The sequence below is a fragment of the Mesorhizobium sp. B3-1-9 genome, assembly GCF_006439595.1.
Lineage (GTDB): Bacteria > Pseudomonadota > Alphaproteobacteria > Rhizobiales > Rhizobiaceae > Mesorhizobium.
Genome location: NZ_VFTJ01000001.1, coordinates 582076 through 608091, shown reverse-complemented (window position 1 = coordinate 608091; position 26016 = coordinate 582076). Strand labels below are relative to the sequence as shown.

Here is a 26016-nt window from a genome sequence, read left to right as displayed (position 1 = left end):
ACAAAATGCAGCCAAACCTGAAATTCTCGCGGAGCGAATTTGCCGATCGCCTCGCCAAGACGCGAAAAGCCATGGAGGCTAAAGGCGTTGATCTGCTGATCGTCAGCGATCCGTCCAACATGGCCTGGCTGACAGGCTATGACGGCTGGTCATTCTATGTGCATCAGGCGGTGGTGGTGCCGCCTTCGGGCGAGCCGGTCTGGTACGGCCGCGGCCAGGACGCCAACGGCGCCAAGCGCACCGCCTATCTCGCCCATGACAACATCGTCGGCTACGCCGACCACTACGTGCAGTCGACCGAGCGGCACCCGATGGATTACCTCGCCAGCGTGCTGGCCAAGCGCGGCTGGGACAAGCTCACGATCGGCGTCGAGATGGACAACTACTGGTTCTCGGCCGCCGCTTTCGCGGCGCTGCAGAAGCACCTGCCCAATGCCCGTTTCGCCGATGCCACCGCGCTGGTGAACTGGCAGCGGGCGGTGAAAAGCCCGACCGAGATCGACTATATGCGCAAGGCCGCCCGCATCGTCGAGGCGATGCACCAGCGCATCGTCGACAAAGTAGAAGTCGGCATGCGCAAATGCGATCTGGTCGCCGAGATATACGATGCTGGCACGCGCGGCGTCGCCGGCATCGGCGGCGACTATCCGGCGATCGTGCCGCTGCTGCCGTCGGGCGCCGATGCCTCGGCGCCGCATCTCACCTGGGACGACAAGCCGATGAAAGTGAACGAAGGCACGTTTTTCGAGATCGCCGGCTGCTACAACCGCTACCATTGTCCGCTGTCGCGCACCGTCTTCCTCGGCAAGCCGACGCAGGCCTTCCTCGATGCCGAGAAGGCGACGCTGGAAGGCATGGAGGCAGGCCTTGCCGCGGCAAAGCCGGGGAACGCTTGCGAAGACATCGCCAACGCCTTCTTCGCCGTGCTGAAGAAGTACGGCATCGTCAAGGACAACCGCACCGGCTACTCGATCGGTCTGTCCTACCCGCCGGACTGGGGCGAGCGCACCATGAGCCTGCGCCCCGGCGACCGGACTGAGCTCAGGCCTGGCATGACCTTCCACTTCATGACGGGTCTCTGGCTGGAGACGATGGGGCTGGAGATCACCGAGTCGATCCTGATCACCGACACCGGCGTCGAGTGCCTGGCCAATGTGCCGCGCAAGCTCTTCGTGAAGGACTGAGCCGATGTCCGCTTTGCGTCCGTCGCCGATCGCGCCGACCGTCGACTTCGAGCGCGACGGCGTCCAGCATGGCTTCCTGCGCCTGCCCTACAGCCGCGACGATTCCGCCTGGGGCTCGGTGATGATCCCGGTCTGTGTCCTGCACAACGGCAAGGGGTCGACGGCGCTGCTCACCGGCGGCAATCACGGCGACGAATACGAGGGGCCGTTGGCGCTCTACGAGCTCGCCCGCACGCTCGATCCGAGAAACGTCTCCGGCACGGTCATCATCGTGCCGGCGATGAACTATCCGGCGTTCCGGGCCGGCACGCGCACCTCGCCGATCGACAAGGGCAATATGAACCGCTCCTTCCCCGGCCGCCCGGACGGCACGGCGACCGAGAAGATCGCCGACTATTTCCAGCGCGAGTTGCTTCCCCGCGCGGACATCGTCTTCGACTTCCATTCCGGCGGCAAGACGCTGGATTTCGTGCCGTTCTGCGCGGCGCACACGCTGCCGGACAAGGCGCAGGAGAAGAAGGCCTTCGCCGCGGTCGAGGCTTTCTCGGCGCCATTCTCGATGCGCATGACCGAGATCGACGCGGTCGGCATGTACGACACGGCCGCCGAGGAGATGGGCAAGGTCTTCGTCACAACCGAGCTCGGCGGCGGCGGAACGTCTCGCGCCGAGACGGTGCGGATTGCCCGGCGCGGCATCCTCAACGTGCTCCGCCACGCCGGCATTGTCGATGGTGCGGTCGAGAAAAGCGGAACTCAGTGGCTGGACATGCCGTCGGGCGATTGCTTCGCCTTCGCCGAGGATGACGGCATGATCGAGACGATGGTCGATCTCGGCGAGCCCGTGGAGGACGGCCAGGTTGTGGCGCGCATCCATCCGGTCGGGCGCACCGGGCAGGCGCCGCGGGAGATCAGGGCCAGGATGTCGGGGCTGCTCGCCGCGCGTCACTTCCCAGGCCTGGTCAAGGCGGGCGACTGCGTCTCGGTGCTGGGCGTGGCCGTTCGGGGATAATCTTGGCGCGGCGTCGGACGGGCGCCGTGCAGCGGATAGGCCGGCCCGGTTTAACCGGGCCGGCCGCGTGATCAGAATGCCGGTTCGACCGAGCCGACATTGTCCTTGGTGACGACCGTCAGCGGGATCGGCAGCCGGTCCTTGACCTCCTTGCCGTCGATGATCTCGGCCATGGTGTTGATCGCGAGGCGGCCGTCCTCGACCGGCGACTGCACGATGGTCGAGTACATCTCGCCGCTCTTGATCGACTCGAACGCATCCTTCTGACCGTTGATGCCGACGATCGGCGGCGTCGGCTTGGACGGATTGGCTTCCTTCCAGGCGTCGATGAAGCCACGCGCCATGGTGTCGTCATTGGCGTAGACGCCGGTGATCTGGTCGCCGAAGCGGGTGATCAGGTCGCGGCTGACGACCAGCGCCTTCTGCTGGTCGAAGTCGGCGTTGACCGTATCGAGCACCTTGATGTCGGCGTTGGTTTCCTTGAGGCGGTCGGTGAAACCGTTGACGCGGCCGATGGTGGTGCCGTTGCCGGCCTGGCCGGCGATGATGACCACCGAGCCCTTGCCGCCCAGCGCCTTGCTCAGCGAATCCGCCGCCAGCTTGCCTTCCTCATAGACGTCCGGTCCGGTGAAGGACTTGATGAACGGCTTGGCATCGTCGCTCATCGGCGAGTTGATGAGGATCGCCGGGATGTTCGCCTGCTGCGCGCGGGCAAGGCCCGGGATGTAGGCCTGCGGGTCGAGCGGCCACAGGATGATGCCGTCGACCTTGCGCGCCACGCAGGTGTTGAGCTGCTCGGTGCCCTTCTGTACGTCGAAGTCCTGGCTGAGGCTGAGGATCTCGACGCCAAGCTCCTTGGCGCGGGCCTCGAGCGCCTTGTTGGCCGGCGTCGCATAGGCATGCGAATCCGCCGCCGTGACGTAGCAGACGGTCTTGGCGCTGGCCCATCCGGTCGAGGACAAGAGCGCCACGGCGGCGATCTTGAGCATGCTTTTCTTGTCAATCATAGGTTTCCTCCCGATCATACGTTTCCTCCCGATCATACGTTTCCTCCTTGAGTGATTGGTTTGTCGCGAACGAGCGCAGGGCGCGGGCCCGGAGCCCTGCCCTTGGTAGTAACGGCCCGATCGAGCACGACGAGCAGGATCAGGATCAGCCCGGACACGACCTGCTGGACGTATGCGGGTATGGACTGGAACTCCATCGCGATGGTCAGCGAGCCGATCGTCAGCACGCCGCCCAGCGTGCCGAGCGCGGATCCCCTGCCGCCTTCGAGGCGGGTTCCGCCGACGACGACGGCGGCAATAACGGCGACCGTCAGTTCCGAGCCGAAGACGGGCGAACCGGTGTTGGTGACGAGGCTCTGGAGGACGCCCGCGAGGCCGGCCAGCGTGCCGGCGAAGACGAAGCCGAGAAAGACGATGCGGTCCGAGGCGATGCCGCTTTCCTTGGCGGCCGCCGGATTGGAGCCGACGGCAAAGACGTTGCGGCCCGGGATGGTGCGCGTCAGCCAGACATGCAGCAACACGATCAGGACGATGAACAGCGCGCTGCGGATGGTGAATATCTCAAGATAGATCTTGGCCAGCGCCAGCGACAGCATGATGTCGGTGCCGGTCACCGGCTGGCTGTTGGTGACCCAATGCGCGAGCGAGCGGAAGATCAGCATCGTGGCCAGGGTCAGCACCAGCGAATTGACCTTCAGCCCGACGACCAAGGCGCCGTTGATCGCGCCGGCGACGGCGCCGACAAGGATGCCGACGAGCGCCGCGGGCAGAATGCCGATCTCGCGCTGCAGGATGACCGAGACGATGCCGGCCAGCGCGAACACCGCGCCGCCGGAGAGATCGATCTGACCCGCGATCAGAAGCAAGGTCAGGCCGATGGCGATCAGGCCGATGGTCGCGGCCCGGTCGAGGCCGAGGCCGAGCGTCGAAGGCGCCAGATAACCCGGCACGACCAGCGCCGAGACGACAAGCGTCAGACCGAGGATGATGAGAACGCGATATTGCGAGGCAAGGACCAGGAGGCGCATCATGCCACTCCCCGCTTGCGCAGCGCGGCGTCCATGCCGACCGCGCCGACGATCAGGGTGCCCAGCACAAAACCCTGGATCGGCGTGCGCACGCCCTGCAGCACCATGACATTGGTGAGGAGCTGCACGAAGACGAGCCCGGCGATGGCCCTCGGCACCGAGCCGAAGCCGCCGATGATCGAGACGCCGCCGACGACGACCGCCGTGATGGCGCTGAATTCGTAGCCGGAGCCGATCAGCGGCCGCGCGCTCTGCAGGGTCAGGCCAAGCAGGCCGCCGCTGATGCCGGACGCGAGCGCGGTGATCACGAAGGCGCCGGCCTTAACCGCCTTGACGGGCACGGCGCTGGCCTCCGCGGCGCTGTAATTGCCGCCGGTCGCCAGCGTCCAGCGTCCCCAGAAGGACCTGGAAAGCGCGAAATGGCCGATCAGCGCGACGGCCAGGAAGATCAGCACCACGACCGGGATGCCGAGCAGCCGGCCCTTGGCGAATTCGGCGGAGGCGGTGTTCGAGCCGTAGACGATGACGCCGCCGACCGCGGCCTGGACGATGCCGAGGCCGATGGTTCCCACGCCAAGCGTGGCGATGATCGGATTGATGCCGAGATAGCCGACGAGAACGCCGTTGAGCAGGCCGATCAGCCCGGCCAGCGCCACGGCAAGGACGAAGGCCGGCACGGGGCCGACCAGCGGCTGCAGCCCCAGCGAAAGGATCGCGCCGCAAGCGATGGTGGCGGGCACCGACAGGTCCGCCAGGCCGCCGACCACCAGCACGAAGGTCATGCCGACCACGACGATGCCGACGATCGACATCGACGTCAGCACGTTGAGCATATTGCCGGCGGTGAAGAAGGCCGGGCTGGCGAACGAGCCGTAGAGGATGACCGCGAGGATGGCCAGCACAAGGCCGGCCTTCGACAGCAGATCGACGAGCCTGCTGCCTCGCGTAAAACGGTCGTTGCGGTTCACGCCGCTGATCTCCATGGCCGCTTCCGTCACGCCGCTTCCTCGCCGGTCGCGAGCGCCATGATGCGCTCCTCGCTGAGCTCGGCGCGGGTCAGCGGTGACGATGCGCGGCCGTCCCGCATCACCACCACGCGATCGCACACGCCGAGGATTTCAGGCAGTTCCGACGAGATCATCACCACCGCCATGCCGTCGGCGACGAGCTGGCCGATGATGTGATGTATCTCCGCCTTGGCGCCGACGTCGACGCCGCGCGTCGGCTCGTCGAGGATCAGCACGGCGGGCTTTGCCGCGAGCCATTTGGCGATGACCGCCTTCTGCTGGTTGCCGCCCGACAGAAGATTGATGCGCCGCTCGCCATCCGGCGGCGAGATGGAGAATTGCTTGACGTAAAGGGCCGACAAGGAACGGTCGGCGCTGCCCCTGATGCGCCCGAAGCTGGTCAGGCGGCGCAGGATAGGCAGGCTTATGTTCTCGCGCACCGACATGCCGGGCACGATGCCGTCGCCCTTGCGGTCCTCCGGAACGTAGGCGATGCCGGCTCGCACCGCCTCGGACGGCGAGCTGATGACGACCTTGCGGCCATTGACGCTGACGCTTCCCTCGGCCAGACGCGACAGGCCGAAGATGGCGCGCGCGACTTCGCTGCGGCCGGCGCCGACGAGGCCGGTCAAGCCGAGGATCTCGCCTGCCCGCACGTCGAAGCTGATATCGCGGAAGCTCGCGCCGTCGCCGATGCGTTCGACACGCAGCACCGATGTGCCGATCTTGGCCGGGCTCTTGGGAAAGACGTTGCTCACCTCGCGGCCGACCATCAGCCGGATCATCTCGGCCGCGGTGATCCCCTCGATGGGACGCGTCTCGATCATCGAGCCGTCACGCAGCACGGTGACCTCGTCGGCGATCTCGAGCACCTCCTTCAGCCGGTGGCTGATGTAGACGATGGCGATGCCTTCGCCGCGCATCTTGCGCAGGATGCGGAAGAGCGCCGCCGTCTCATGCTCGCTTAGCGACGATGTCGGCTCGTCGAGGACGATGATGCGAGGCTGGGCGGCATAGGCCTTGGCGATCTCGACCAGTTGCTGCTGGCTGATCGAGAGGTTGCCCAGCCGTTCGCGCGGATTGATCGCTGCGCCCAGTTCCTTGAGAACCGCCGCGGCCTTCCTGGCCATCTCGCCCTTGCGCAGCCAGGTCCATTTGCCGGGCATGCGGCCGAGATAGACGTTCTCTGCTACAGTCAGGTCGGGGACCAGATTGATCTCCTGGTGAACCATGCGGATGCCGAGCGCCTGCGCGTCCGCCGGCTTGCGCATGCGCACCTCATTGCCGCCGACCTTGATCGTGCCGCTGGTCGGCGCGTATGAGCCGTTGAGCACTTTCATGAGGGTCGACTTGCCGGCGCCATTCTCGCCAACGACCGCGTGGACGGTGCCGAATTTCACGGCGAAATTGACGTTCGACAGCGCCTTCACGCCCGGAAACGCCTTGCTGATGCCTCGCATGTCCAGGGCACAATCCGCCACGGCAGTCATTTCTGGCTTGGTCCTCCCTGGCAAGACGGCCGGCGCTCCACGGCACGGGATCATCGGCCGTATCAAGCGCATGGCCGGTCCCTCAAACCGACCAAGAAGGCCTTCGCGCAACCACGCTTGGGCACCCTGAAACGCTTTCGCCACGACGCCGATAATCGCGACGGCGGGCACTATTGCACTAATATAACAGTTCTGGCAAGCTGGTTTTCAGAGCGCTTTTTGCAGGGGGCAACCGGCTTCGCGCATACGTGCATTCCGGTTGGCATTCTAATATAATTTATCCATTGGCGTGGACGAGCGATGGGATTTTCCATGGATCTAGACCCTTCGACCCTCAATCGGGCCCTGCCGCTGCGCGACCAGATCTACAACAAGATCCGTAACCTGATCGTCGTCGGACAGCTGAAGCCGGGCGAGATCATCAATGAAGTTGCGATTGCCGAGGCGCTCGGCGTATCGCGCACGCCGGTGCGCGAGGCGGTCAAGCGCATCAGCGACGAAGGGCTGGTCAAGATCCTGGCGCAGAGCGGCACCTATGTGGCGCCGATCAGCCGCGCCGATCTTGAGGAAGCCTATGTCATCCGCCGGGCGCTGGAGATGGAAAGCGCCAGGCGTGCCGCGGCCAAGATGACGCCGCAGGCAGCCGAACTCCTTGAAGACAACATGGCCGCTCACAAGCTCGCCATTTCGCGTGGACGCTATGCCGTCGCGATCCAGCTCGACGACGTCTTCCACCGCACCATAGCCGAGATCTGCGGCCTACCGGCGATCTGGCGGGTGGTCGACATCTCCAAGGCGCAGATGGATCGCGGCCGCTATCTCGCGATCCCCAAGCCCGGCTATGGCGAGCAGACGATCGAGCAGCACGAGGCCATTCTCGACGCGCTCAAGCGTCAGGACGCCGAGGGCGCCGCGCAGGCGATGGAGAGCCACTTGGAGACATCCTTCCGCAACACGCTCGAAGTCGCCGCCGAGCTCCTCGGCTAGATCAGGGTGACATTTCGTTCAATCGCCATCCTGATCCAGCTCTTTGTTGGAGCATGATCTTATCCGAAAACCGATTCCCACTTTTCGGGATCATGCTCTGCAATCCCAGGAAAGGTGTGACGCGGTTTTCCGTCCGGAATTGCGTGACGACAAAAGACGCGGCCAAACAAAGCGAGACCAGTTGATGAAGAGAATGGGGCTTTGCATCGGCCTGAAGGCCGAGGCGATCGAGGAATACAAGCGCGTCCATGCCGCGGTGTGGCCCGACGTGCTCGAGGTCGTCAGCCGCGCCAACATAAGGAACTACTCCATCTTCCTGCGCGAGCCGGAGAACCTGCTGTTCGCCTGTTGGGAATATCACGGCGACGATTTCGCCTCCGATGCCGCGCGGATGGGGGAATCGGCCGCGATGCGCAAATGGTGGGAATTGTGCGACCCCATGCAGCAACCCTTGGCCACCCGCGCGCAAGGCGAGTGGTGGGCGGCGATGGAGGAAGTCTTCCACCTGGACTGAACCGCTCGCGACGCCAACCGGGTCGCGGGTGCGGGGACGGCGCGGGCATGTGAATGATGCCCCACGACAGCGGTTCCGACTGAGCCCAGTGGGTCGCAGCCTTGACCGCCGTCATTCTATTATATTAGTATTCCTAGTCGATGATCTCGTGGCCGGCGCCGGCGAGAATTTTCTTCAGAGTCTTGGGCAATGGCACGCTTCATCAAGCTTTCGCATGCGGACAACATCCTGCTCGCGGTCGATCCGCTAGCGACCGGCGAGAAGGCCGGCGACGTCGCGGCGCGGGCCCGAATCCCGCGCGGACATAAGATGGCCATACGCGACATCGCCGCGGACGAGCCAATCGTGAAGTACGGCCAGACCATCGGCTTCGCGCGCGGAGCGATCGCGGCCGGGGACTGGGTGCACGAGCACAATGTCTACCTGCGCGATTTCGAGCGGGACTACGGCTATGGCGCGGACGCCAGCCAAACGGCGATGCTTCCCGACGGCGAACGGGCGACCTTCATGGGGTATCGCAGGCCGAACGGCAAAGTCGGCACGCGCAACTATATCGCCACGCTGACCTCGGTGAATTGCTCGGCCAGCGTCGCGCGCTTCATCGCCGAGGAGGTCAACCGCTCCGGTATCTTGCGCGACTATCCCAATGTCGACGGCATCATCTCGCTCGTCCATGGCACCGGCTGCGGCATCGACACCAAGGGCCCGGCTTACGATCTCCTGAAGCGTACGCAATGGGGGTTCGCCACCAATCCCAATGTCGGCGGCGTGCTGATGGTCGGGTTGGGCTGCGAGGCCTTCCAGATCCCGCGCTGGATGCAGTCCTACGACATCGAGGAGAGCGTCACCTTCCGCACAATGACGATCCAGGAAACCGGCGGCACGCGCAAGACGGTCGATGCCGGCGTGAAGGCGATCGTCGAGATGCTGCCGATCGTCAACGCCGCGCGGCGCACGCCGCAACCGGCCTCCGAACTGGTGCTGGCGCTGCAATGCGGCGGCTCGGACGGCTATTCCGGCATCAGCGCCAATCCGGCGCTCGGCGCGGCGGTGGACCTGCTCGTCGCGCAGGGCGGGACCGCCGTCCTTTCGGAGACACCCGAGATCTACGGCGCGGAACATCTTCTGACCCGCCGCGCCGAAAGCCGGGCGGTCGGTGAAAAGCTGATCGAGCGCATCCGCTGGTGGGAGGATTACACCGCCAGGCACGACATGGAGATGAACAACAATCCCTCGCCCGGCAACAAGCTGGGGGGATTGACGACCATCCTGGAGAAGTCGCTCGGCGCGTCGGCCAAGGGCGGCACCACCAACCTGCGCGCGGTGCTGGAATATGCCGAGCCGATCAACGAGCGCGGCCTCGTCTTCATGGACACGCCAGGCTACGACCCGGTCTCGGCCACCGGCCAGGTCGCCGGCGGCGCCAACATATTGTGCTTCACCACCGGGCGCGGCTCGGCCTTCGGCTGCAAGCCGACACCTTCGATCAAGCTCGCCTCCAACTCGTTCATCTTCGAACAGATGCGCGACGACATGGACATCAACTGCGGCGACATACTGGACGGCGTGACGCTGGCACGGAAGGGCGAGGAAATCTTCGCGGAGATCCTGCGGGTGGCTTCCGGCGGACGCACCAGGTCCGAGGCGCTTGGCTATGGCGACAATGAATTCGTGCCGTGGAGCCTCGGCGCCACCATGTAACGTCGCGACGCCGGATCGGAGGTTCAGGCATTCCGGCTTGTTGCGACCGACTTCCGAAATATCCCGATAAATCAGACTGGAGGAAACGCCCGATATGAACAGGATCGATCTGGAGGGTCAGCACGCGGTGGTGACCGGCGGCGCCCAGGGCCTCGGCTTCGCCATGGCCAAGCGCTTCGTCGCCTCGGGCGCCACGGTCACGCTTTGGGATCTCGACGAGGCACGCCTCGATGCCGCCAGACAGGAGCTCGGCAAGGCCGCCACGACGCTGGTGGTCGATATCGCCGACTGGGACGCGGTCGATGCAGCCCGCGCCAGGACCGAGGAGATCGCCGACAAGATCTCCATCGTGGTGAACTCCGCCGGCATCGCCGGCCCGGCGGCGCCGCTCGATGTCTATGACGTCGACGTCTGGAAGAAGATCATCGACATTAACGTCAACGGCACATTCTACGTCAACCGCGCCGTCGTGCCCGGCATGAAGGAGCGCAATTACGGCCGCATCGTCAACATCGCTTCGGTGGCCGGCAAGGAAGGCAACCCGAACGCGGCCGCCTATTCGGCCTCGAAGGCAGCTGTCATCGGCCTGACGAAGTCGCTCGGCAAGGAGCTGGCGCAATACGACATCGCCGTGAACTGCATTTCGCCGGCAACCGCGCAGACACGCATCCTCGACCAGCTGACGCCCGAGCATATCGAATACATGCGCTCGCGCATTCCGCGCGGCCGCCTGCTCGAAGTCGACGAAGCCGCCGCGATGGTCGCGTGGCTGGTCTCGAAAGAAAACAGCTTCACCACCGCCTCGACATTCGACCTGTCGGGCGGGCGCACAGCAATTCCAGGAAAAGTTGCGCTACTGCACCACGCGCTTCTCGAGCTTGCGGGCGAGCGTGCGCCGGTGCAGGCCGAGCCGGCGCGCGGTTTCGGAGATGTTGAAGCCGGTCTCAACCAGCGTTTCGTGGATGCGCTCCCATTCGAGGTTCTTGATCGAAGTGGGGCGGCTGGTGAGCGGCACCGAAACGTCGCCCTCGGCGCGGCCGAAGGCGGCTTCGATGTCATCGGTGTTGGCGGGCTTGGCCAGATAATGGCAGGCGCCGAGCTTGATCGCCTCGACAGCCGTGGCGATGCTGGCAAATCCCGTCAGCACGACGATCCGCATCGACGGATTGCGGGCGCTGAGCAGTTTGACGCATTCGAGACCCGATCCCGCTCCAAGCTTGAGATCGACGACGGCATAGACCGGAACGGCCGTTTCCAGCGCGACGAGCAGCGCCTCGCGGTCGTGGCAGACCACGACATCGTAATCGCGCTTTTCGAAGGAACGCTTGAGCGTCCGCGCGAAGGTCGCGTCGTCCTCCACGACAAACAAGGATCGATCAGATTTCACGATCGTCTCCATCGGTCAGCGCCGCCAGCGGCAGCGAAAGGGTAACGCGGGCGCCCCCGGCCATGTTGCGCGCCGAAACGTCGCCGCCGAGCTTGCGCACCACATTGAACACCAGGAAAAGGCCCAGGCCGCCGCCTGGCCGCCCCTTGCTCGACATATAGGGCTGGCCGAGCGTGTCCAGAATATCCTTGTCGAAACCCGGTCCGCGATCCTCGACGGAGAGCACCAGCTTCCCATCCTGCCGCTCGGCAGTGATGCCGACCCAATCGTGCGATGCTTCCAGCGCATTGTCGAGCACATTGAAGATCACTTGCTTCAGCGCCGTGTCGGATACGATCTGCTCGTCCGGCTCGAAACCGTTGCTGTAATCCAGCTTGAAAGGCTGGCGGCTGGAACGCCACTCCTGCACGAGATCATCGAGGAAGCGGCGGATCGTGGTGCGGATCGTGCCCTCGCCCCGCGCCTGGCCGGAGGACATGAGGATGCCCGTGACGATGCTTTTGCAGCGCTCGATCTGCGCCTGCATCTCGGCCACGTCCTCGGAAAGCTCGCGGTTGCGCTTGACGCCCTGCATCTGGCGCCAGTCGGACAGGATGACCGATATGGTCGAGAGCGGCGTACCGAGTTCGTGCGCGGCGCCTGAGGCCAGCAGGCCCATGCGCACGATGTGGTCTTCCTCGGCCGAACGCTGGCGCAGGTCGGCGAGGTAGGCATCGCGTTCGCGCAGGTTGCGGTTGATGCGCGTCATGAAGATCACGATCAGGCCGGCCGCGAGCACGAAGCAGATGAACATACCGCGCAGATGCAGCGCCAGGAGGTCGCTGCCACCGTGATGCGGGAGCGCGATCGGCTGGAAAACGAAGATGAGAAAGACGAAGCAGGCCGAGGCGGCTACCACCAGGAGCCAGGTCGACCATGGCGCCAGCAGCGCGGCGCCGAGCGTGATCTGCAGCAGATAGAGCGACACGAACGGGTTCGAGGCGCCGCCGCTCAGGTAGAGCTGCGTCGTCAGCGCCGCCATGTCGAAGATCAGCGCGACGAAGAGCTGCGCGTTGGAGATGCGGCGATTGCCGCGCAGGGCGAGCAGGCTGAAGATGTTGAGCCCGACAAGGAAAAGCACCACGCCGGCCATCTCGGTGAGCGGCAGCGGGATCGCGAACCAGTATTGCGTCACCAAGATGGTCAGCACCTGCCCCGCCACCGCCAGCCAGCGCAGTTGGATGAGGAGCAGCAGGTTCTTCCTGTTCGTCACGTCGGAATTCGAGGCGGCGCCTCCCTGTCCGGCGACCGGAACCGTCAGGATCGGTTTGTCGCGATGAAACCGCGCGATCGAGATGTTCATCTTGCCGCGTCCCGCTTCCGACGTCCGGCGAAGATCGGCCTGGCGAGGGCGGTCGCCAGCATCGCTGCCATGGCAAACCAGGTCAAAGCATAGACCAGATGGCTGTTGCGGAAGGTGACGACGGTGAGCCCGCCGCGCGGCCAGCCAGCCGGCTCGGACGCTCCGGCATCGATGAAATACGGCGCGACATCGGTCAGGCCGCGCGCCTTTGCGATGGCGTCGACGTCCCGCGAATACCAGCGATTGGCCGCCGGGTCGTTGCTGCGCAGGAAACCGCCGCGCGGTTCGCTGATGCGCAGCAGCCCGTCTACCGTCGCCGTCGCGGTGGACCCGCCACCCTCCCGCTCGAACTCGGCCTTGCGGTCCTGCGGGATGAAACCGCGGTTGACGAGGACCGTGAAACCGCGGTCGCCGCGCATCGGCGTCAGCACCCAATAGCCGCCGCCAAGCTCAGTCACCGCCTGCACCAGCGTGTTGGCACCGCCCTCAAAGCGCCCGGTCAACCGCACATGGCGATATTCGTAGTCAGGCGCGCTCAACCCGCTCCAGTCCCGCGGACCAGGCGCATCGACGACGGGAGCATGGATGCGTTGGTCGACGCGGACGATCAGGTCGAGCTTCCAGACCCGCCTTTCCAATTGCCAAATCCCAAGCCCGAGAAACACCAGGACGCCGAGAAGCCCAGCCAGCGCAAGCAAGAATCGCGACGCGGAGCCCTTCGGGGTGGCATGAGAGCCAGTACTTGTCCGGCCGATCATATCCTTTGCCTCGACTTTGGCCCTCTCCACGCCCGACACGCTCACGCCCGAAACGGGGCTCATGGCATCTCCCGCATCTCGTGGAGCCCGGGCATCATGTTGGCGTTGAGGTGGTACATCACCCAGAGCGAGCCACTGAGCACGATGACGACGAGGATCACCGTGAAAATGAGCGCCAGCATCGACCATCCGCCTTCCGAGGCGGGGTTCATATGCAGGAAGAAGACCATGTGCACCACGATCTGCACCACCGCGAAGGCCATGACGATGATGGCCGTGGCCTGCTTGTTGTCGATGGCTCCGCTCATGACCATCCAGAACGGGATGGCGGTGAGGATCACCGACAGGACGAAGCCGATCAGGTAGCCCTTCAGCGACCCGTGCGCGGCGCCGCCATGCGTGTGGTCGTGATCGGCATGATCATGCGCGCTCATCTGAGCATCCCCATCAGATAGACGAAGGTGAAGACGCCGATCCAGACGACGTCGAGGAAGTGCCAGAACATCGAGAGGCACATCAGCCGGCGGCGGTTGGCCTCGATGAGGCCGTATCTGGCGACCTGCACCATCAGCGTCGCCATCCAGACGATGCCGAAGGTCACGTGCAGGCCGTGCGTGCCGACCAGGGTAAAGAAGGACGACAGGAAGGCGCTGCGCTGCGGCGTCGCGCCCTCATGGATCATGTGCGCGAATTCGGATAGCTCGATGGAGAGGAACGCCATGCCGAACAGCATGGTCACCACGAGCCAGGCTTGCGTCGCGCCGACGCGGCCCTTGTCCATGGTCAGCATGGCAAAGCCGTAGGTGATCGAGGACAAGAGCAGCATGGTGGTGTTGACCGCCACCAGGCCCAGATCGAACAGATCCTTCGGCGCCGGACCGGCCGCGTAATTGCCGCCGAGCACGCCATAGGCCGCGAACAGCATGGCGAAGATCAGGCAGTCGCTCATCAGATAGAGCCAGAAGCCGAGCATGGTGCTGCCGCCTTCGGCGTGCGCATGCTCCTCTTCCAGGTGGAAGACCGGTGCGGTATCGGCCGTGATCGCCGTCGATGCCATGCTCGAACCCTAGCCCTGGGCGGCGAGGAGCGTCGTCCTCGCCTCTTCCGTTTGCGCGACCTCGGCAGCCGGGATGTCGAAGTCGCGGTGATAGTTGAAGGTGTGGCCGATCGCGGTGGCGATGAGGCAGACGAAGCTCAGCGCCGCCAGCCACCACATATACCAGATCAGGCCGAAGCCGAGCGCGACGCTGAAGACGGCGAGGATGAGGCCGGTGCCGGTGTTCTTCGGCATGTGGATCGGCTTGAAACCGGACAGCGGGCGCCGGTAGCCGGCCTTCTTCATGTCGAACCAGGCGTCGTTGTCGCGAATGACCGGCGTGAAGGCGAAGTTGTAGGCCGGCGGCGGCGAGGAGGTCGACCATTCGAGCGTGCGTCCGTCCCAGGGATCGCCGGTGTGATCGGCCAGCGCTTCGCGCTTGCGGATGGAGACGAAGATCTGGACCAGGAAGGCGGCGATGCCGCAGGCGATCAGCACGGCGCCGAAGGCGGCGATGACGAACCATATCTGCAGCGAGGGATCGTCGAACACGCGCATGCGGCGCGTCACGCCCATCAGGCCGAGGATATAGAGCGGCATGAAGGCGAACCAGAAGCCGAGCACCCAGCACCAGAACGAGACCTTGCCCCAGAACGGATCTAGCCTGAAGCCGAAGGCCTTCGGCCACCAATAGGCGATGCCGGCGAACAGGCCGAACAGCACGCCGCCGATGATGACGTTGTGGAAATGCGCGATCAGGAACAGGCTGTTGTGCAGCACGAAGTCGGCCGGTGGCACGGCAAGCAGCACGCCGGTCATGCCGCCGACGGTGAAGGTGAGCATGAAGGCTACCGTCCACATCATCGGCAGTTCGAAGCGGATGCGGCCGCGATACATGGTGAACAGCCAATTGAATATCTTCGCCCCGGTCGGGATCGAGATGATCATCGTGGTGATGCCGAAGAAGGAATTGACGCTTGCGCCGGAGCCCATGGTGAAGAAGTGGTGCAGCCAGACGAGATACGACAGGATGGTGATGACCACCGTGGCGTAGACCATGGAGGTGTAACCGAACAGGCGCTTGCCGGAGAAAGTCGAGGTGACCTCGGAGAAGACGCCGAATAACGGCAGGATAAGGATGTAGACCTCCGGGTGACCCCATATCCAGATGAGGTTCACATACATCATCGGGTTGCCGCCGAAGTCGTTGGTGAAGAAGTTGGTGCCGACATAGCGGTCGAGCGCGAGCAGCGTCAGCACCGCCGTCAGCACCGGGAAGGACGCCACGATCAGCACGTTGGTGCAGAGCGAGGTCCAGGTGAAGACGGGCATGCGCATCATCGTCATGCCGGGGGCGCGCATCTTGATGATGGTGCAGATCAGGTTGATGCCGGACAACGTCGTGCCGACGCCGGCGACCTGCAGCGCCCAGATGTAGTAATCGACGCCGACGTCGGGACTGTAGTTGATGCCGGAGAGCGGCGGATAGGCCAGCCAGCCGGTGCGGGCGAATTCGCCGACGAACAGCGAGGCCATGACCAGGATGGCGCCGCCGACCGTCATCCAGAAGCTGAAATTGTTGAGGAAGGGGAACGAGACGTCGCGCGCGCCGATCTGCAGCGGCACGACGAAGTTCATCAGCCCGGTGACGAAAGGCATCGCCACGAAGAAGATCATGATCACGCCATGGGCGGTGAAGATCTGATCGTAGTGATGGGCGTTGAGATAACCCTCGGAACCGTTGAAGGCGATGGCCTGCTGCAGGCGCATCATGATGGCGTCGGAAAAGCCGCGCAGCAGCATGACGAGGCCGAGCGCCATGTACATGACGCCGATCTTCTTGTGGTCCACGCTGGTGAACCACTCGCGCCACAAATAGCCCCAGAGCTTGAAATACGTGATGGCGCCAAGAACAGCGACACCGCCGAGCGCCACCACGATGAAGGTGCCGACGACGATCGGCTCGTGCAGCGGCAGCGACTCCAGAGTGAGGCGGCCGAAGATGAATTTGGTCAGCGTCTCAGGCATCCGCCATCCTCACAATTCGAAGCGCAGCAGGCCGAGCGACGGCGTCTCGGCGTCTGCGCGGCGGCTGCCTGCCCCTGGACTGAGCAGCCCCGCCCCGCGCAATGGCGAAAGATCGCGCACCGGCCAGTATTTCGCGTCGGCATCGCGGGCCGCGCGCGAGGCGGCGGCCGCTTCCTCCGCCGTGCAGATGCTTGCGACATAGGACGGATCGTTGCCGAACACCGCGCCGCGCCGGGCAAGCTTGTCATATTGCAGCGGCAGGGTGTTGCGCACGCCGGCGAGCCCCAGGCCGCCCTTGGCGTCGATCGACATCATCTCGTTCATGCACATCTTGCCGCGCTCGACGCACAAATTGAGGATGGCGCCGAAGAGGTCGGGATCGACGGAGGCATAATGGCGGACCGGCTCGTTCTCGCTCGGACGTTCGAGCTCGAGATAACTGTCTCGGTTGAGCGTGGCCTGCGCGCTCTTGGTCTGCGTCACCCAATCGGCGAAGGCCTGGTCGGACAGGCCGTGGAAGGCAAAGCGCATGCCGGAGAAGCCGGCGCCGCTGTAGTTGGCCGAAAAGCCGGTATAGGTTCCCGGACGGTTGATGACGGCGTGCAGCTTCGTTTCCATAGCGGGCATGGCGTAGATCTGCCCGGCAAGAGCTGGAATGTAGAAGGAGTTCATCACCGTCGAGGAGGTAATGCGGAAGTCGATCGGCTGGTTGACCGGCGCCGCCAACTCGTTGACGGAGGCAATGCCGTAATCGGGATAGATGAAGAGCCATTTCCAATCCAGCGCGACGACCTCGACCTTGAGCGGCTTGTGGTTCTGGGTGACCGGCTGTCCTGGTTCGATCCGGTCGATGCGCCGGTAGGGATCGAGCAGATGCGTGCCGAGCCAAGTGAGCGCGCCCAGGCAGATGATGACGAGCAGGGGTGCCGCCCAGATCACCAGTTCCAGCTTGGTCGAATGGTCCCAGTCCGGCGTATAGGTCGCCGTGGTGCTGGATTGCCGGTAGCGCCAGGCAAACAGCACGGTCAGCGCCATGACGGGCACGATGATGAGCAGCATCAGCAGTGTGGAGACGACGAGCAGGTCGCGCTGCTGCACTGCCACGTCGCCCGCAGGCACCAGCACGACCAGATCGCAGCCGCTCAGCAGCACCGCGAGCGGAAAAAGAAGCAAGGCTCCGGATCGTCTCATCAAACGCTGCCCTCGATGGCCCTGCAGCAGGATCTCTGCAGGTTGCGATGCGATATGGACCAACGGCTACTGCCGCAGGCACGGTGACAACATTGGACAATTTGTCCAATGCCCAGTCGGTATGGCTTTCGCGAAAGTGTGCACGCATAATTGGATGACGACAACATCGCATCGGGACGACAATCGCGTTCCGAACTTGAGCTCGGTGGCGACGGAAACGATGGCTGAAACTTCGACTTCCGAAACGGACAGCAGGCTGATCGGCTCGCATCACGGCCAGGTCAGCGCGGGCGATATCGCGGTCGGCGTGATCATCGGCAGGACGTCGGAATTCTTCGATTTCTTCGTCTATGCGATCGCTTCCGTGATCGTGTTCCCCAAGCTTGTGTTCCCAACGCACGACCCGCTGGTCGGAACGCTCTACTCCTTCGCCATCTTCGCGCTGGCCTTCATCGCGCGTCCGTTCGGCACCGTGCTGTTCATGGCGATCGACCGCGCCTATGGCCGCGGCGCCAAGCTGACGATCGCGCTGTTCCTGCTCGGCACCTCGACGGTCGCCATGGCATTCCTGCCCTCCTATGAGGATGTCGGCGCGGTCGCCGCCTGGCTGCTGGCGCTCACCCGCTTCCTGCAGGGCCTGGCGCTCGGCGGGACATGGGACGGACTGCCCTCCCTCCTGGCGCTAAATGCGCCGCAGAACCGGCGCGGCATCTATGCGATGATCCCGCAGCTCGGCGCGCCGATCGGGCTCATCGTGGCAAGCTCGCTGTTTGCCTTCTTCGTCGCCAACCTCTCGGCGGACGATTTCTTTGCCTGGGGCTGGCGCTATCCCTTCTTCGTCGCCTTCGCCATCAACGTCGTGGCGCTGTTTGCCAGGCTGCGCATCGTGGTCACGCCCGAATTCTCGAAACTCTACGAGAGCGGCGACCTGCAGCCGACGCGCATCAGGGAGATGGTTCGGACTGAAGGACGCAACGTCGTGGTCGGCGCCTTCGCGCCGCTGGCGAGCTTTGCCCTGTTCCATATGGTGACGGTCTTCCCGCTATCCTGGGTGTTCCTGTTCACCAATGAGGGCCCGGAACGTTTCCTGGTCATCGAGGCGGTGAGCGCGCTGTTCGGCATCGCGGCCATCGTCGCATCGGGGCCGCTGGCCGACCGTGTCGGACGTCGTGCCTTGCTCGGCGGCGGCGCCGTCGCCATCGCCGCTTTCAGCGGCTTTGCCCCACAGCTTCTCAACGGCGGCACCGTCGGCGAGACGGTGTTCATGGTGCTCGGCTTCATCCTGCTGGGCTTGAGCTTCGGGCAGTCCTCGGGCGTCGTGGCATCGAGCTTCTCGCGCCAGCACCGCTATACCGGCTCGGCGGTGACATCGGACCTGGCCTGGATGTTCGGCGCCGGCTTCGCGCCGCTTGCCGCGCTGCTCCTGGCCGGCAATTTCGGCCTTATCGCCGCCGGCGCCTACCTGCTTTCGGGCGCCGCCTGCACGCTGATCGCGCTCTGGATCGACAGGCAAGCGTCCACGACCGACCGCTAAAGCGCGTCGCGCTGAAGCGGATTCAGGCGACGCGCTTTTAAGGCTTTGTTTTCATGCAGGTCGTTATCGCAAAACCGCTGCACACTTTTGCGCGACACGCATTAGTACATTGTCGCGGCGGGCAGGCGCGCAATCAGACCTGGTAGAAATCCCGGTACCATTCCACGAAGCGCGGGACGCCGATCTCGATCGGGATCCTGGGCTTGAAGCCGATCACCTCTTCGAGCGAGGTGACATCGGCGAAGGTCGCCAGAACGTCGCCCGGCTGGAGCGGCATCATGTTGCGGATCGCCTTGCGTCCAAGCGCGTCTTCCAGCACGTCGATGAGCCGGCTGAGCTCGACGGGTGAACTGTCGCCGATGTTGTGGATCCTGAACGGCGCGGTGCTCGTCGCCGGGTCCGGCGCAGCGCTTTTCCAATCGGGGTTGGGTGTCGCGGGATGCCGCATGACGCGGACCACCCCCTCGACGATGTCGTCGATATAGGTGAAATCCCGCTGCATGTTGCCATGGTTGAAAACGTCGATCGGCTGGCCGGCGAGGATGGCCTTGGTGAAGATGAACAAGGCCATGTCGGGCCGTCCCCATGGACCGTAGACGGTGAAGAAACGCAAGCCCGTCGTCGGCAGCCCGAACAGATGGCTGTAGGTGTGGGCCATCAGCTCGTTCGCCTTTTTGCTGGCGGCATAGAGGCTGAGGGGATGGTCGGCGGAATCATGCACCGAGAACGGCATGCGCGTGCTACCGCCGTAGATCGAGCTCGACGAAGCGTAGACGAGATGGCCGACCGATGCCTGCCGGCACCCTTCCAGGATGTTGAGGAAGCCGTTGAGATTGCTTTGCGCATAGACGTGCGGATTGACCAGCGAATAGCGGACGCCTGCCTGCGCGGCGAGGTTGACGACGATCTCCGGCGCGACCGACGCAAAGACCCTCGAGATGCCATCGCGGTCGGCGAGATCGACATGCTCGAAACGAAAATTCGGGAACGCCTTCAGCCGCTCGAGCCGCGCCTGCTTCAGCGCGACGTCGTAATACTCGTTCATGGAGTCGAGGCCGACAACCTGCCGGCCTTCGGCAAGCAGCCTCTGGCAAAGGTGAAAACCTATGAAGCCGGCTGCGCCGGTGATCAGGATCGGCCTGCTCGACGTCAATGCATACCCCTAACGCTGTAGCCAGACCATTTACCGACCAATAGCCCGCGGACAGTCTGCGGATCAACGCAGCCCAGGCCGATCTTGGCGACAGGTTCGGGCACGCCTTGAATTCCTCAGGCTGGTCGAGACTTGCGCCTTTTATGGCAGGCCGGCGTCGAATTCAACGATACGCTGTCTTCTGCCATTTCCCAGGCAGCTCCCTGTCATCGCGCCGGCGGTAGCCAGCGGCTGCAGCGTCTTCAACATGGCGAGCAGCTGGCTCTGCTGATGGGTGCCGGTTTTCTGGAAGACGCGCTCGAGATAGGTGCGGGCGGATTTTGACGGTGATGCCGCCCCCGCGCGGCCGTTTCCGCCAAAGTGAGGCCTGCGGCAAGATCGGCTGCCAGCCGTGCCTCCGCCGGCGTCGAAGACCTGAGCGCTGGCCGAGTTCGACAGGCCGCTCGCTTTCTGGAGCACCGAGTTCCATCGCTCCGGGACGAAGGCTCGTATACGGTTTCAATCAGATCGATCATGGCCGCCATGGGAACGATGCGGGCCGGACGGGCCAGAAACCATCAGTATCCGACACAGGAAGCTCAATCTCAAGCCAACGCTTATATAGGGACGTGGACATGGGTCGAACCCGCCCGCGTGGAATGAGATTGCGCACACGGCCCCGATTGGGGATTTGCTTTTCTTGGTGATCCCCCTTCACTGGGGCAAACTGCCAGCGGGCTGTCAGGAGGAGAAATGAGAGCACGCGCGGCGACGGTCGGAGACCTGGAAGATGTCTTCCACGGCCTGTCCAAGCGAATGTCGGACGAGTATGTGGCGGCCGGCAAGGACAGCAAAAGCGCCTATGACAATCTGATGATGAACCTGAAGGAAGGCCGGGCGCATGCGCTCGTGCAAGACGACAGGACGGTGGCGATCATCGCCTGGCACGAGCATGCGGACGCCGCCGATACGCTCTTTGCCGCGCAGGAGGATTTCTTCAACGCCTCGACGGTCCGCTTCTGCAAGCGCCACATCCGCCATGTCCAGGCGCTCGCCGGCAACCTTCCCATACATTCGCGCAGCTGGCTGGACAGGCCCGACGTAGCGAAATGGTTCCGCGTGATCGGCTATGTCGACCGAGGGCGCGAGAACGGCGCCACCCTGTTCGAGCTGCCCCCGGCCGCCAATAGCTGAAAGGCCGCGAACGATGCCTGCGCCCGCCGCGGTCCCTCTCGTCAGAGGCCGAACCAGCGCGACCTCCTGCTCGCGCCGAACATCTCCTTGTCGGCACGGAGTGTGACCGAGGGCTCATAGTAGTTGCCGGTCGGCGTGGGCCCCGAGAAGAAGTCGACCTCGACCTTGCCGATGCGCCCGCCGCCAAACTCGATATAGCAGGTCCCGAACCCATCATAGAGGGTCCCACCGCCTCTGTGGCGCAACTTTGCCACGAGGGCGCTGGCCACCGCCCGCGCGGCGCCCTCGGCGAAGACGCCGGCCTTGGGCGTGCCGGTGTTAGCGCCGTCGCCGACGGCGTAGACATTCTCGTATTTCGTTTCGAGCGTACGCGGATTGACCGGAATCCAGCCGTTTTCAGACATGCCGCTTTCGAGCACGACCGGCGGCACCCGGTGCTTGGGCACGCCAAGGAAAAGCTCGAAAGGCATTTCCGAGCCGTCGTCGAGGACGGCCACGTTTCGCGTGTTGTCGACGGAGGCGACACGGCGCCCCGGGATGAATTTGATGCCGCGCTCGGCGAAGGCGGCAAGCAAGGCGAGCGAGGTGTCGGGCGAAGGCGGCACCGGGCTGCCCAACGGCAGCACCAGCGATATCTCGCAAGCCTCGCGCACGCCTTGCCGCACCAGATAGTCATGCAGCATCAGCACGCATTCGCTGGGTGCCGGCGGGCATTTGTAGGGCGCGCCGCAGACCCCCACCATCGCCCTGCCCTTCTTGAAACCTGGCAGCACGTGGCGCAGCCGTTCCGCGCCGGGCACCGAATAGAACTCGTTGGTTCCGGAAAGACCAGGCGTTGCGTCGAAATCATATTCGGCGCCAAGTGCCACGATCAGATGGTCGGCGTCGAACATGCCGTCATCGGTGACGACACGGCGGCTTTGCGGATCGATCGCTGTGATGGTGCGCTTCAGCATGCGCACGCCGGGCTTGGCGAAGCTGGCATAAGGCAGGCGAACCGCGTCCGGCTGCTTCAGGCCTAACATGACGTCGAGCTTGGAGAAGCCGAAAATGAAGGTATCGCTCTTGTCGATCAGGGTCACGTCGATGGCGTCGCCCATCGCTTCGGAAAGCAGCGTCGTGAGTTCGAGGCCGCCGAAGCCTGCCCCAAGGACGACGATGCGCGGTTTGTTTGCCGTGTTCATCTCAGTTCCCCACCATGTCTCTGGCGCCAAGCGCCGGTTGATCTTCATTCCCTGAAGTGGCGGCGAGGACTCCATCTCCTCGCCGTCGATGCCCCTACCGCCAAGGCCTAGCGGGCTTGCCGCTTGCACTCGTCAGGTGAGGACGGGCTGCGGCACGATGCGAATGTAGGGCTTGGGTTCCTTCCAGCCCTGCGGATAGAGCTGCCTGGCCTCGTCGTTCGACACCGAGCCAGCGATGATGACGTCGTCGCCGGGCTTCCAGTTGACGGGGGTCGCTAGGCGGTGCTTGGCCGTCAACTGCAGGGAGTCGATGACGCGCAGCACCTCATCGAAGTTGCGGCCAGTCGTCATCGGATAGGAAATGACCAGCTTGATCTTCTTGTCGGGGCCGATGACGTAGACATTGCGCACCGTCTGGTTGTCGGCGGCGGTGCGGCCGTCGGCCGTGTTGCCGGCCGAGGCCGGCAGCATGTCGTAAAGCTGGGAGACGGCCAGCGTCGGATCGCCGATCATCGGGAAGTTGGGGGCCGTCCCCTGCGTTTCGGCGATGTCCTTTGCCCAGCCTGCATGCTTCTCGACGGGGTCGACGGAGAGGCCGATGATTTTCACGCCGCGCTTGTCGAACTCGGGCTTCAGACGCGCCATGTAGCCGAGCTCGGTCGTGCAGACCGGCGTGTAGTCCTTCGGATGTGAGAAGAGGATGCCCCAATCCTTGCCCAGCCATTCATGGAAGGAAATCGGACCTTCGGTGGTGTCGGCCATGAAGTCGGGGGCGATGTCTGCGATACGGAGTGACATGGTTGTGTTCCTTTCCGGTTGGAATTCGATTGCGGCGCTAAATTAGGAAATCTATGTTCCGCCAGCGTTCCCCGACGACGGCCGCCCGGTGACGGCTTCGGCGGCGGCGCCCTTTCTTCCGGACGGTGCATGCATGCGCGTTTCGATCCATCTGCTCGGCCGGTTCGCCGTCAGCGTCGATGACCGGGTGGTCCCGGCGGCGGAGTGGCGGCGCGACCGCGCGGCGGCTTTGGTCAAGCTGCTTGCCTTGCGGCCTGGACATCGCGCCCACCGCGAGCAGATCATGGAGACCTTCTGGCCCGACGCGGACCCCGACGCCGCCGGCGCCAGCCTGCGCAAGGCGGTCCATTTCGCACGCCGCGCGCTGGGCAGCCGCGACCTGATCGACGTGAGCAACGATATCGTGGCGCTCGCCCCGGATGTCGAACTGGCGATCGACACGGAGAGCTTCGAGACCGCCGCGAAGGGCGCCCTGCGAGGCGACGACAGCAAGGCCTTCGCACACGCCGCCGAGCTCTACGGAGGCAGGCTCCTGCCCGACGATCTGTTCGTCGAATGGCTGGACGCCCCGCGCGCGCAACTGCAGCAGCGCTATAGCGACCTCCTGCGCGCCGGCAATCTCTGGCAGCGACTGATCGCGCTCGACCCGGCCGACGAGCAGGCGCAATGCGCGCTGATGCAGGCAGCACTCGATGCCGGCAACCGCGTGGAAGCGATCCGCCAATTCAATCAGCTTCGCGACAATCTGCATGCCGAACTCGGCGTCGGGCCGAGCGCCGCCACCATCGCGCTCTACGAGAAGGCCCTGGCTCTGTCCGGCACGGAGACCGTCAGCCCGGTGGAGCAGATACGCACGTCGCTTGCCTGGGGGCTGGTGCATCTGCAAAGCGGCGAATTCGACAAGGCAAGCGAAATTGCCCGGCACACGCGTGACCTTGCACTCGGCGCCGACCTGCCGCGCGAGGTCGGCGAGTCCAGCGCCTTACTGGGCATCGCATCGATGATGCAAGCCCGGTGGCCGCAACTGTTCCGGTCCGAATTCATCGAATGGGTCCGCGCCAAACCCGCCTTCGTTCAGCATGTGTTCGACGGTCATCTGTGCCTTTCCGAATTCTGTCTGTGCAGCGCGAAGGGCCATGCCGAGGTCGCGGGACTTGCGCGGGAATTGCTCACCGTGGCCGAAGAGGCCGGATCGAGCGCGGGCCGCGGTCTCGCTTGCCTCCTGCTTGGAGAGGCCTCGCTTTTCTCGGGCGATCTCGACGGCGCCGAAGGCTTCCTTGCCGCGGCGGAACAATTGCTTCAGGAAGCGGATGCCGTGGCAGGCCGCGTGCTTGCAATCGAGCGGCTGGCCGAGATCGCGCTGGAACGCGGCCAAAGGTGGCGAGCCGGCCGTCTCATCCGCCGCGGCCTGGCGGATGCGGAACGATCCTGGCTTTCCCCACACCTGATCATGCGCATGCAGGCATTGGCCGTACGCGCCGCTTCCACGCCCAAGATGGTGGCCGAGGAAATCCTCGCCGGCGACCGGCTGCTGATCCCCGGCGCCTGCCAGCCCTGTTCGATGGCGCTGCGCACCGCGTCGGCGATAGCCCTTGCAGAAGCCGGCGACCTGGAACAGGTCGATCGCCGCCTGAACGATGCCGAGCGCATCGCCGGCATGTGGCAAGGCGGCCCCTGGGCCGCGGCGCTCTGGGAGGCGCGCGGCGTGCAGCGGCGGGCGCAGAACAAGGAAATGCGCGCGCTGGCGGCCTTCGAGGAGGCGGCAGGCCGCTACGAGGAACTCGGGCGGCCACGCGACCAGGCCCGCTGCCTCGCACGAATGAACCCCGCCGGCTGATTCCCCAATTTTGGCTCGCGCGTAGCCCAGGGCTCCGCATGAAAGGCGTCTTCCCCGGCAACGGCGACTTGCACAGAGCATTGTTTGGCGGAATTGTAGTAAACGCAGCCGGGGCAAACCGGCACGCCGGATCGGTATGGCTGCTGGAAATCGGGATGCTGCGCGTCTGCCTGGCCCTTGTCGTCATCGCTGCCCTGACGAGACCGTCGGGGGCGGAGACACGCGCCTCCCATCTTTTCGATCGTCCCGAGCTGTCGGCGGCATATTCGGGCCAATCCGATCTCGTCACCGCGTACACGACCGGCATGGCGCGCTATCGGCTTCAATATTCGGGCCATACGGACCAGGCCGGTTTGGCCGCGCCGCTCGAGCCTCGGCTGCTGCGGCCTGAATTCCAACAACGGACATGGCGTTCCTCGGATGGCAGCCTGCTGCAGGGCTTTGCCGGCAAGGGTGGCTTCCGGCTGACCGCAGGCAATTGCGTGACCCGCATCTGCATGGCCAGCGAATGCAGCGAGGCCGGCTGGCCGCTTTATGCCTGCAGCGACGGGCGCAAGCGCAAAATGTCGGTCAAAAGCTTCGTGACGGCAACATTCGACGGCATCTCCTACCGGCGGTTGAGCGCGCCGCAGGAGTGAGATCGGCGACCCGAACCGGGTTATGGAGCC

The 26016-nt window shown here is 64.5% G+C and carries 24 protein-coding genes and 1 pseudogene; 10 read left to right on the top strand and 15 right to left on the bottom strand.

The window, feature by feature from the left end:
* The first annotated feature begins 5 nt into the window (after nucleotides 1-5).
* Both doeA and doeB read left to right on the top strand, forming a co-directional pair.
* Nucleotides 6-1184, top strand: coding sequence for an ectoine hydrolase DoeA (gene doeA, locus FJW07_RS02820; protein ID WP_140854291.1), 1179 nt, complete (start codon nucleotides 6-8; stop codon nucleotides 1182-1184).
* Nucleotides 1185-1188: 4 nt separating this feature from the next.
* A complete protein-coding gene (doeB, locus tag FJW07_RS02815) occupies nucleotides 1189-2193 on the top strand; it encodes a N(2)-acetyl-L-2,4-diaminobutanoate deacetylase DoeB (protein ID WP_140854289.1) in 1005 nt (334 codons plus the stop codon).
* A 71-nt stretch (nucleotides 2194-2264) separates the two neighbouring features.
* Here the strand turns inward: doeB and FJW07_RS02810 are convergent, their stop codons facing one another.
* The 4 genes from FJW07_RS02810 to FJW07_RS02795 are packed head-to-tail and all read right to left on the bottom strand — an operon-like array spanning nucleotide 2265 to nucleotide 6695.
* Nucleotides 2265-3200: a sugar ABC transporter substrate-binding protein gene (locus FJW07_RS02810; protein WP_140854287.1), complete on the bottom strand. Its 936-nt coding sequence runs from the start codon at nucleotides 3198-3200 to the stop codon at nucleotides 2265-2267.
* A gap of 32 nt (nucleotides 3201-3232) precedes the next feature.
* Nucleotides 3233-4231: an ABC transporter permease gene (locus FJW07_RS02805; protein WP_246680629.1), complete on the bottom strand. Its 999-nt coding sequence runs from the start codon at nucleotides 4229-4231 to the stop codon at nucleotides 3233-3235.
* Nucleotides 4228-5226 carry an ABC transporter permease gene (locus FJW07_RS02800; RefSeq protein ID WP_246680628.1) on the bottom strand — a complete coding sequence of 333 codons (999 nt, stop codon included), beginning with the start codon at nucleotides 5224-5226 and terminating at the stop codon, nucleotides 4228-4230. Before FJW07_RS02800 ends, FJW07_RS02805 begins: the two co-directional genes overlap by 4 nt.
* Nucleotides 5223-6695, bottom strand: coding sequence for a sugar ABC transporter ATP-binding protein (locus FJW07_RS02795; protein WP_246680627.1), 1473 nt, complete (start codon nucleotides 6693-6695; stop codon nucleotides 5223-5225). The genes FJW07_RS02800 and FJW07_RS02795 overlap by 4 nt, the downstream gene beginning before the upstream one ends.
* A gap of 342 nt (nucleotides 6696-7037) precedes the next feature.
* Between FJW07_RS02795 and FJW07_RS02790 the strand changes: the two genes are divergently transcribed.
* The 4 genes and pseudogenes from FJW07_RS02790 to FJW07_RS02775 all read left to right on the top strand — a co-directional run.
* Nucleotides 7038-7712: a GntR family transcriptional regulator gene (locus FJW07_RS02790; RefSeq protein ID WP_140643267.1), complete on the top strand. Its 675-nt coding sequence runs from the start codon at nucleotides 7038-7040 to the stop codon at nucleotides 7710-7712.
* Between the two features lie 184 nt (nucleotides 7713-7896).
* The gene (locus tag FJW07_RS02785) at nucleotides 7897-8226 is read left to right on the top strand and encodes an L-rhamnose mutarotase (RefSeq protein WP_140643269.1); all 330 of its coding nucleotides are present in this window, start codon (nucleotides 7897-7899) and stop codon (nucleotides 8224-8226) included.
* Between the two features lie 189 nt (nucleotides 8227-8415).
* Nucleotides 8416-9927, top strand: a complete 1512-nt coding sequence (locus tag FJW07_RS02780; RefSeq protein WP_140854282.1) for an altronate dehydratase family protein — start codon at nucleotides 8416-8418, stop codon at nucleotides 9925-9927.
* 94 nt (nucleotides 9928-10021) lie between these two features.
* A pseudogene (locus tag FJW07_RS02775) lies at nucleotides 10022-10759 on the top strand (SDR family NAD(P)-dependent oxidoreductase); the annotation flags it as partial.
* Nucleotides 10760-10780: 21 nt separating this feature from the next.
* Here FJW07_RS02775 and FJW07_RS02770 read toward each other — a convergent pair.
* The 7 genes from FJW07_RS02770 to cyoA are packed head-to-tail and all read right to left on the bottom strand — an operon-like array spanning nucleotide 10781 to nucleotide 17669.
* Nucleotides 10781-11314, bottom strand: coding sequence for a response regulator transcription factor (locus FJW07_RS02770; RefSeq protein ID WP_210239412.1), 534 nt, complete (start codon nucleotides 11312-11314; stop codon nucleotides 10781-10783).
* The gene (locus FJW07_RS02765) at nucleotides 11304-12656 is read right to left on the bottom strand and encodes an ATP-binding protein (protein ID WP_140854280.1); all 1353 of its coding nucleotides are present in this window, start codon (nucleotides 12654-12656) and stop codon (nucleotides 11304-11306) included. The genes FJW07_RS02770 and FJW07_RS02765 overlap by 11 nt, the downstream gene beginning before the upstream one ends.
* Nucleotides 12653-13414 carry an SURF1 family protein gene (locus FJW07_RS02760; RefSeq protein WP_140854429.1) on the bottom strand — a complete coding sequence of 254 codons (762 nt, stop codon included), beginning with the start codon at nucleotides 13412-13414 and terminating at the stop codon, nucleotides 12653-12655. The genes FJW07_RS02765 and FJW07_RS02760 overlap by 4 nt, the downstream gene beginning before the upstream one ends.
* 59 nt (nucleotides 13415-13473) lie before the next feature.
* The gene (gene cyoD / locus FJW07_RS02755) at nucleotides 13474-13848 is read right to left on the bottom strand and encodes a cytochrome o ubiquinol oxidase subunit IV (protein ID WP_140643280.1); all 375 of its coding nucleotides are present in this window, start codon (nucleotides 13846-13848) and stop codon (nucleotides 13474-13476) included.
* Nucleotides 13845-14471 (bottom strand): cytochrome o ubiquinol oxidase subunit III, encoded by a 627-nt coding sequence (gene cyoC / locus FJW07_RS02750; RefSeq protein WP_140643283.1) that lies wholly within the window; start codon nucleotides 14469-14471, stop codon nucleotides 13845-13847. Before cyoC ends, cyoD begins: the two co-directional genes overlap by 4 nt.
* Nucleotides 14472-14480: 9 nt before the next feature.
* Nucleotides 14481-16478, bottom strand: a complete 1998-nt coding sequence (cyoB, locus tag FJW07_RS02745) for a cytochrome o ubiquinol oxidase subunit I (protein WP_140654650.1) — start codon at nucleotides 16476-16478, stop codon at nucleotides 14481-14483.
* A gap of 9 nt (nucleotides 16479-16487) precedes the next feature.
* Entirely contained in the window at nucleotides 16488-17669 is a 1182-nt protein-coding gene (gene cyoA / locus FJW07_RS02740) for a ubiquinol oxidase subunit II (protein WP_140654648.1), read from the bottom strand.
* A 220-nt stretch (nucleotides 17670-17889) separates the two neighbouring features.
* On the opposite strand from cyoA, the gene FJW07_RS02735 reads away from it, so the two are divergent.
* Complete coding sequence (locus FJW07_RS02735; RefSeq protein WP_140643290.1) at nucleotides 17890-19203, top strand: MFS transporter; 1314 nt, start codon at nucleotides 17890-17892, stop codon at nucleotides 19201-19203.
* 133 nt (nucleotides 19204-19336) lie between these two features.
* Here the strand turns inward: FJW07_RS02735 and FJW07_RS02730 are convergent, their stop codons facing one another.
* Together FJW07_RS02730 and FJW07_RS02725 are read right to left on the bottom strand one after the other, a co-directional pair.
* Nucleotides 19337-20356: an NAD-dependent epimerase gene (locus FJW07_RS02730; RefSeq protein ID WP_140854278.1), complete on the bottom strand. Its 1020-nt coding sequence runs from the start codon at nucleotides 20354-20356 to the stop codon at nucleotides 19337-19339.
* Between the two features lie 141 nt (nucleotides 20357-20497).
* On the bottom strand, nucleotides 20498-20815 hold the full coding sequence (locus FJW07_RS02725; RefSeq protein ID WP_140854277.1) for a hypothetical protein: 318 nt from the start codon (nucleotides 20813-20815) through the stop codon (nucleotides 20498-20500).
* A gap of 273 nt (nucleotides 20816-21088) precedes the next feature.
* Between FJW07_RS02725 and FJW07_RS02720 the strand changes: the two genes are divergently transcribed.
* On the top strand, nucleotides 21089-21529 hold the full coding sequence (locus FJW07_RS02720; protein ID WP_140706263.1) for a hypothetical protein: 441 nt from the start codon (nucleotides 21089-21091) through the stop codon (nucleotides 21527-21529).
* Nucleotides 21530-21570: 41 nt separating this feature from the next.
* On the opposite strand, the gene FJW07_RS02715 is transcribed toward FJW07_RS02720, so the two are convergent.
* Nucleotides 21571-22713 (bottom strand): FAD/NAD(P)-binding oxidoreductase, encoded by a 1143-nt coding sequence (locus FJW07_RS02715; RefSeq protein ID WP_140854275.1) that lies wholly within the window; start codon nucleotides 22711-22713, stop codon nucleotides 21571-21573.
* Nucleotides 22714-22845: 132 nt separating this feature from the next.
* The gene (locus FJW07_RS02710; protein ID WP_140647410.1) at nucleotides 22846-23511 is read right to left on the bottom strand and encodes a peroxiredoxin; all 666 of its coding nucleotides are present in this window, start codon (nucleotides 23509-23511) and stop codon (nucleotides 22846-22848) included.
* A 133-nt stretch (nucleotides 23512-23644) separates the two neighbouring features.
* Here FJW07_RS02710 and FJW07_RS02705 point away from each other — a divergent pair, with 133 nt between their 5' ends.
* Both FJW07_RS02705 and FJW07_RS02700 read left to right on the top strand, forming a co-directional pair.
* The gene (locus FJW07_RS02705; protein ID WP_140854273.1) at nucleotides 23645-25348 is read left to right on the top strand and encodes a BTAD domain-containing putative transcriptional regulator; all 1704 of its coding nucleotides are present in this window, start codon (nucleotides 23645-23647) and stop codon (nucleotides 25346-25348) included.
* Nucleotides 25349-25386: 38 nt separating this feature from the next.
* Complete coding sequence (locus FJW07_RS02700; protein ID WP_246677258.1) at nucleotides 25387-25986, top strand: hypothetical protein; 600 nt, start codon at nucleotides 25387-25389, stop codon at nucleotides 25984-25986.
* Nucleotides 25987-26016: the final 30 nt, after the last annotated feature.

Coding starts and splice junctions, on each gene's coding strand:
- cyoC (WP_140643283.1), bottom strand. CDS start 14,471: ATGGCATCGACGGCGATCACGGCCGATACCGCACCGGTCTTCCACCTG.
- FJW07_RS02715 (WP_140854275.1), bottom strand. CDS start 22,713: ATGAACACGGCAAACAAACCGCGCATCGTCGTCCTTGGGGCAGGCTTC.
- FJW07_RS02810 (WP_140854287.1), bottom strand. CDS start 3,200: ATGATTGACAAGAAAAGCATGCTCAAGATCGCCGCCGTGGCGCTCTTG.
- FJW07_RS02760 (WP_140854429.1), bottom strand. CDS start 13,414: ATGATCGGCCGGACAAGTACTGGCTCTCATGCCACCCCGAAGGGCTCC.
- FJW07_RS02790 (WP_140643267.1), top strand. CDS start 7,038: ATGGATCTAGACCCTTCGACCCTCAATCGGGCCCTGCCGCTGCGCGAC.
- FJW07_RS02700 (WP_246677258.1), top strand. CDS start 25,387: ATGAAAGGCGTCTTCCCCGGCAACGGCGACTTGCACAGAGCATTGTTT.
- FJW07_RS02795 (WP_246680627.1), bottom strand. CDS start 6,695: ATGCGAGGCATCAGCAAGGCGTTTCCGGGCGTGAAGGCGCTGTCGAAC.
- FJW07_RS02785 (WP_140643269.1), top strand. CDS start 7,897: ATGAAGAGAATGGGGCTTTGCATCGGCCTGAAGGCCGAGGCGATCGAG.
- FJW07_RS02720 (WP_140706263.1), top strand. CDS start 21,089: ATGAGAGCACGCGCGGCGACGGTCGGAGACCTGGAAGATGTCTTCCAC.
- cyoD (WP_140643280.1), bottom strand. CDS start 13,848: ATGAGCGCGCATGATCATGCCGATCACGACCACACGCATGGCGGCGCC.
- FJW07_RS02780 (WP_140854282.1), top strand. CDS start 8,416: ATGGCACGCTTCATCAAGCTTTCGCATGCGGACAACATCCTGCTCGCG.
- FJW07_RS02805 (WP_246680629.1), bottom strand. CDS start 4,231: ATGATGCGCCTCCTGGTCCTTGCCTCGCAATATCGCGTTCTCATCATC.
- FJW07_RS02710 (WP_140647410.1), bottom strand. CDS start 23,511: ATGTCACTCCGTATCGCAGACATCGCCCCCGACTTCATGGCCGACACC.
- FJW07_RS02765 (WP_140854280.1), bottom strand. CDS start 12,656: ATGAACATCTCGATCGCGCGGTTTCATCGCGACAAACCGATCCTGACG.
- cyoA (WP_140654648.1), bottom strand. CDS start 17,669: ATGAGACGATCCGGAGCCTTGCTTCTTTTTCCGCTCGCGGTGCTGCTG.
- cyoB (WP_140654650.1), bottom strand. CDS start 16,478: ATGCCTGAGACGCTGACCAAATTCATCTTCGGCCGCCTCACTCTGGAG.
- FJW07_RS02735 (WP_140643290.1), top strand. CDS start 17,890: ATGGCTGAAACTTCGACTTCCGAAACGGACAGCAGGCTGATCGGCTCG.
- doeB (WP_140854289.1), top strand. CDS start 1,189: ATGTCCGCTTTGCGTCCGTCGCCGATCGCGCCGACCGTCGACTTCGAG.
- FJW07_RS02705 (WP_140854273.1), top strand. CDS start 23,645: ATGCGCGTTTCGATCCATCTGCTCGGCCGGTTCGCCGTCAGCGTCGAT.
- doeA (WP_140854291.1), top strand. CDS start 6: ATGCAGCCAAACCTGAAATTCTCGCGGAGCGAATTTGCCGATCGCCTC.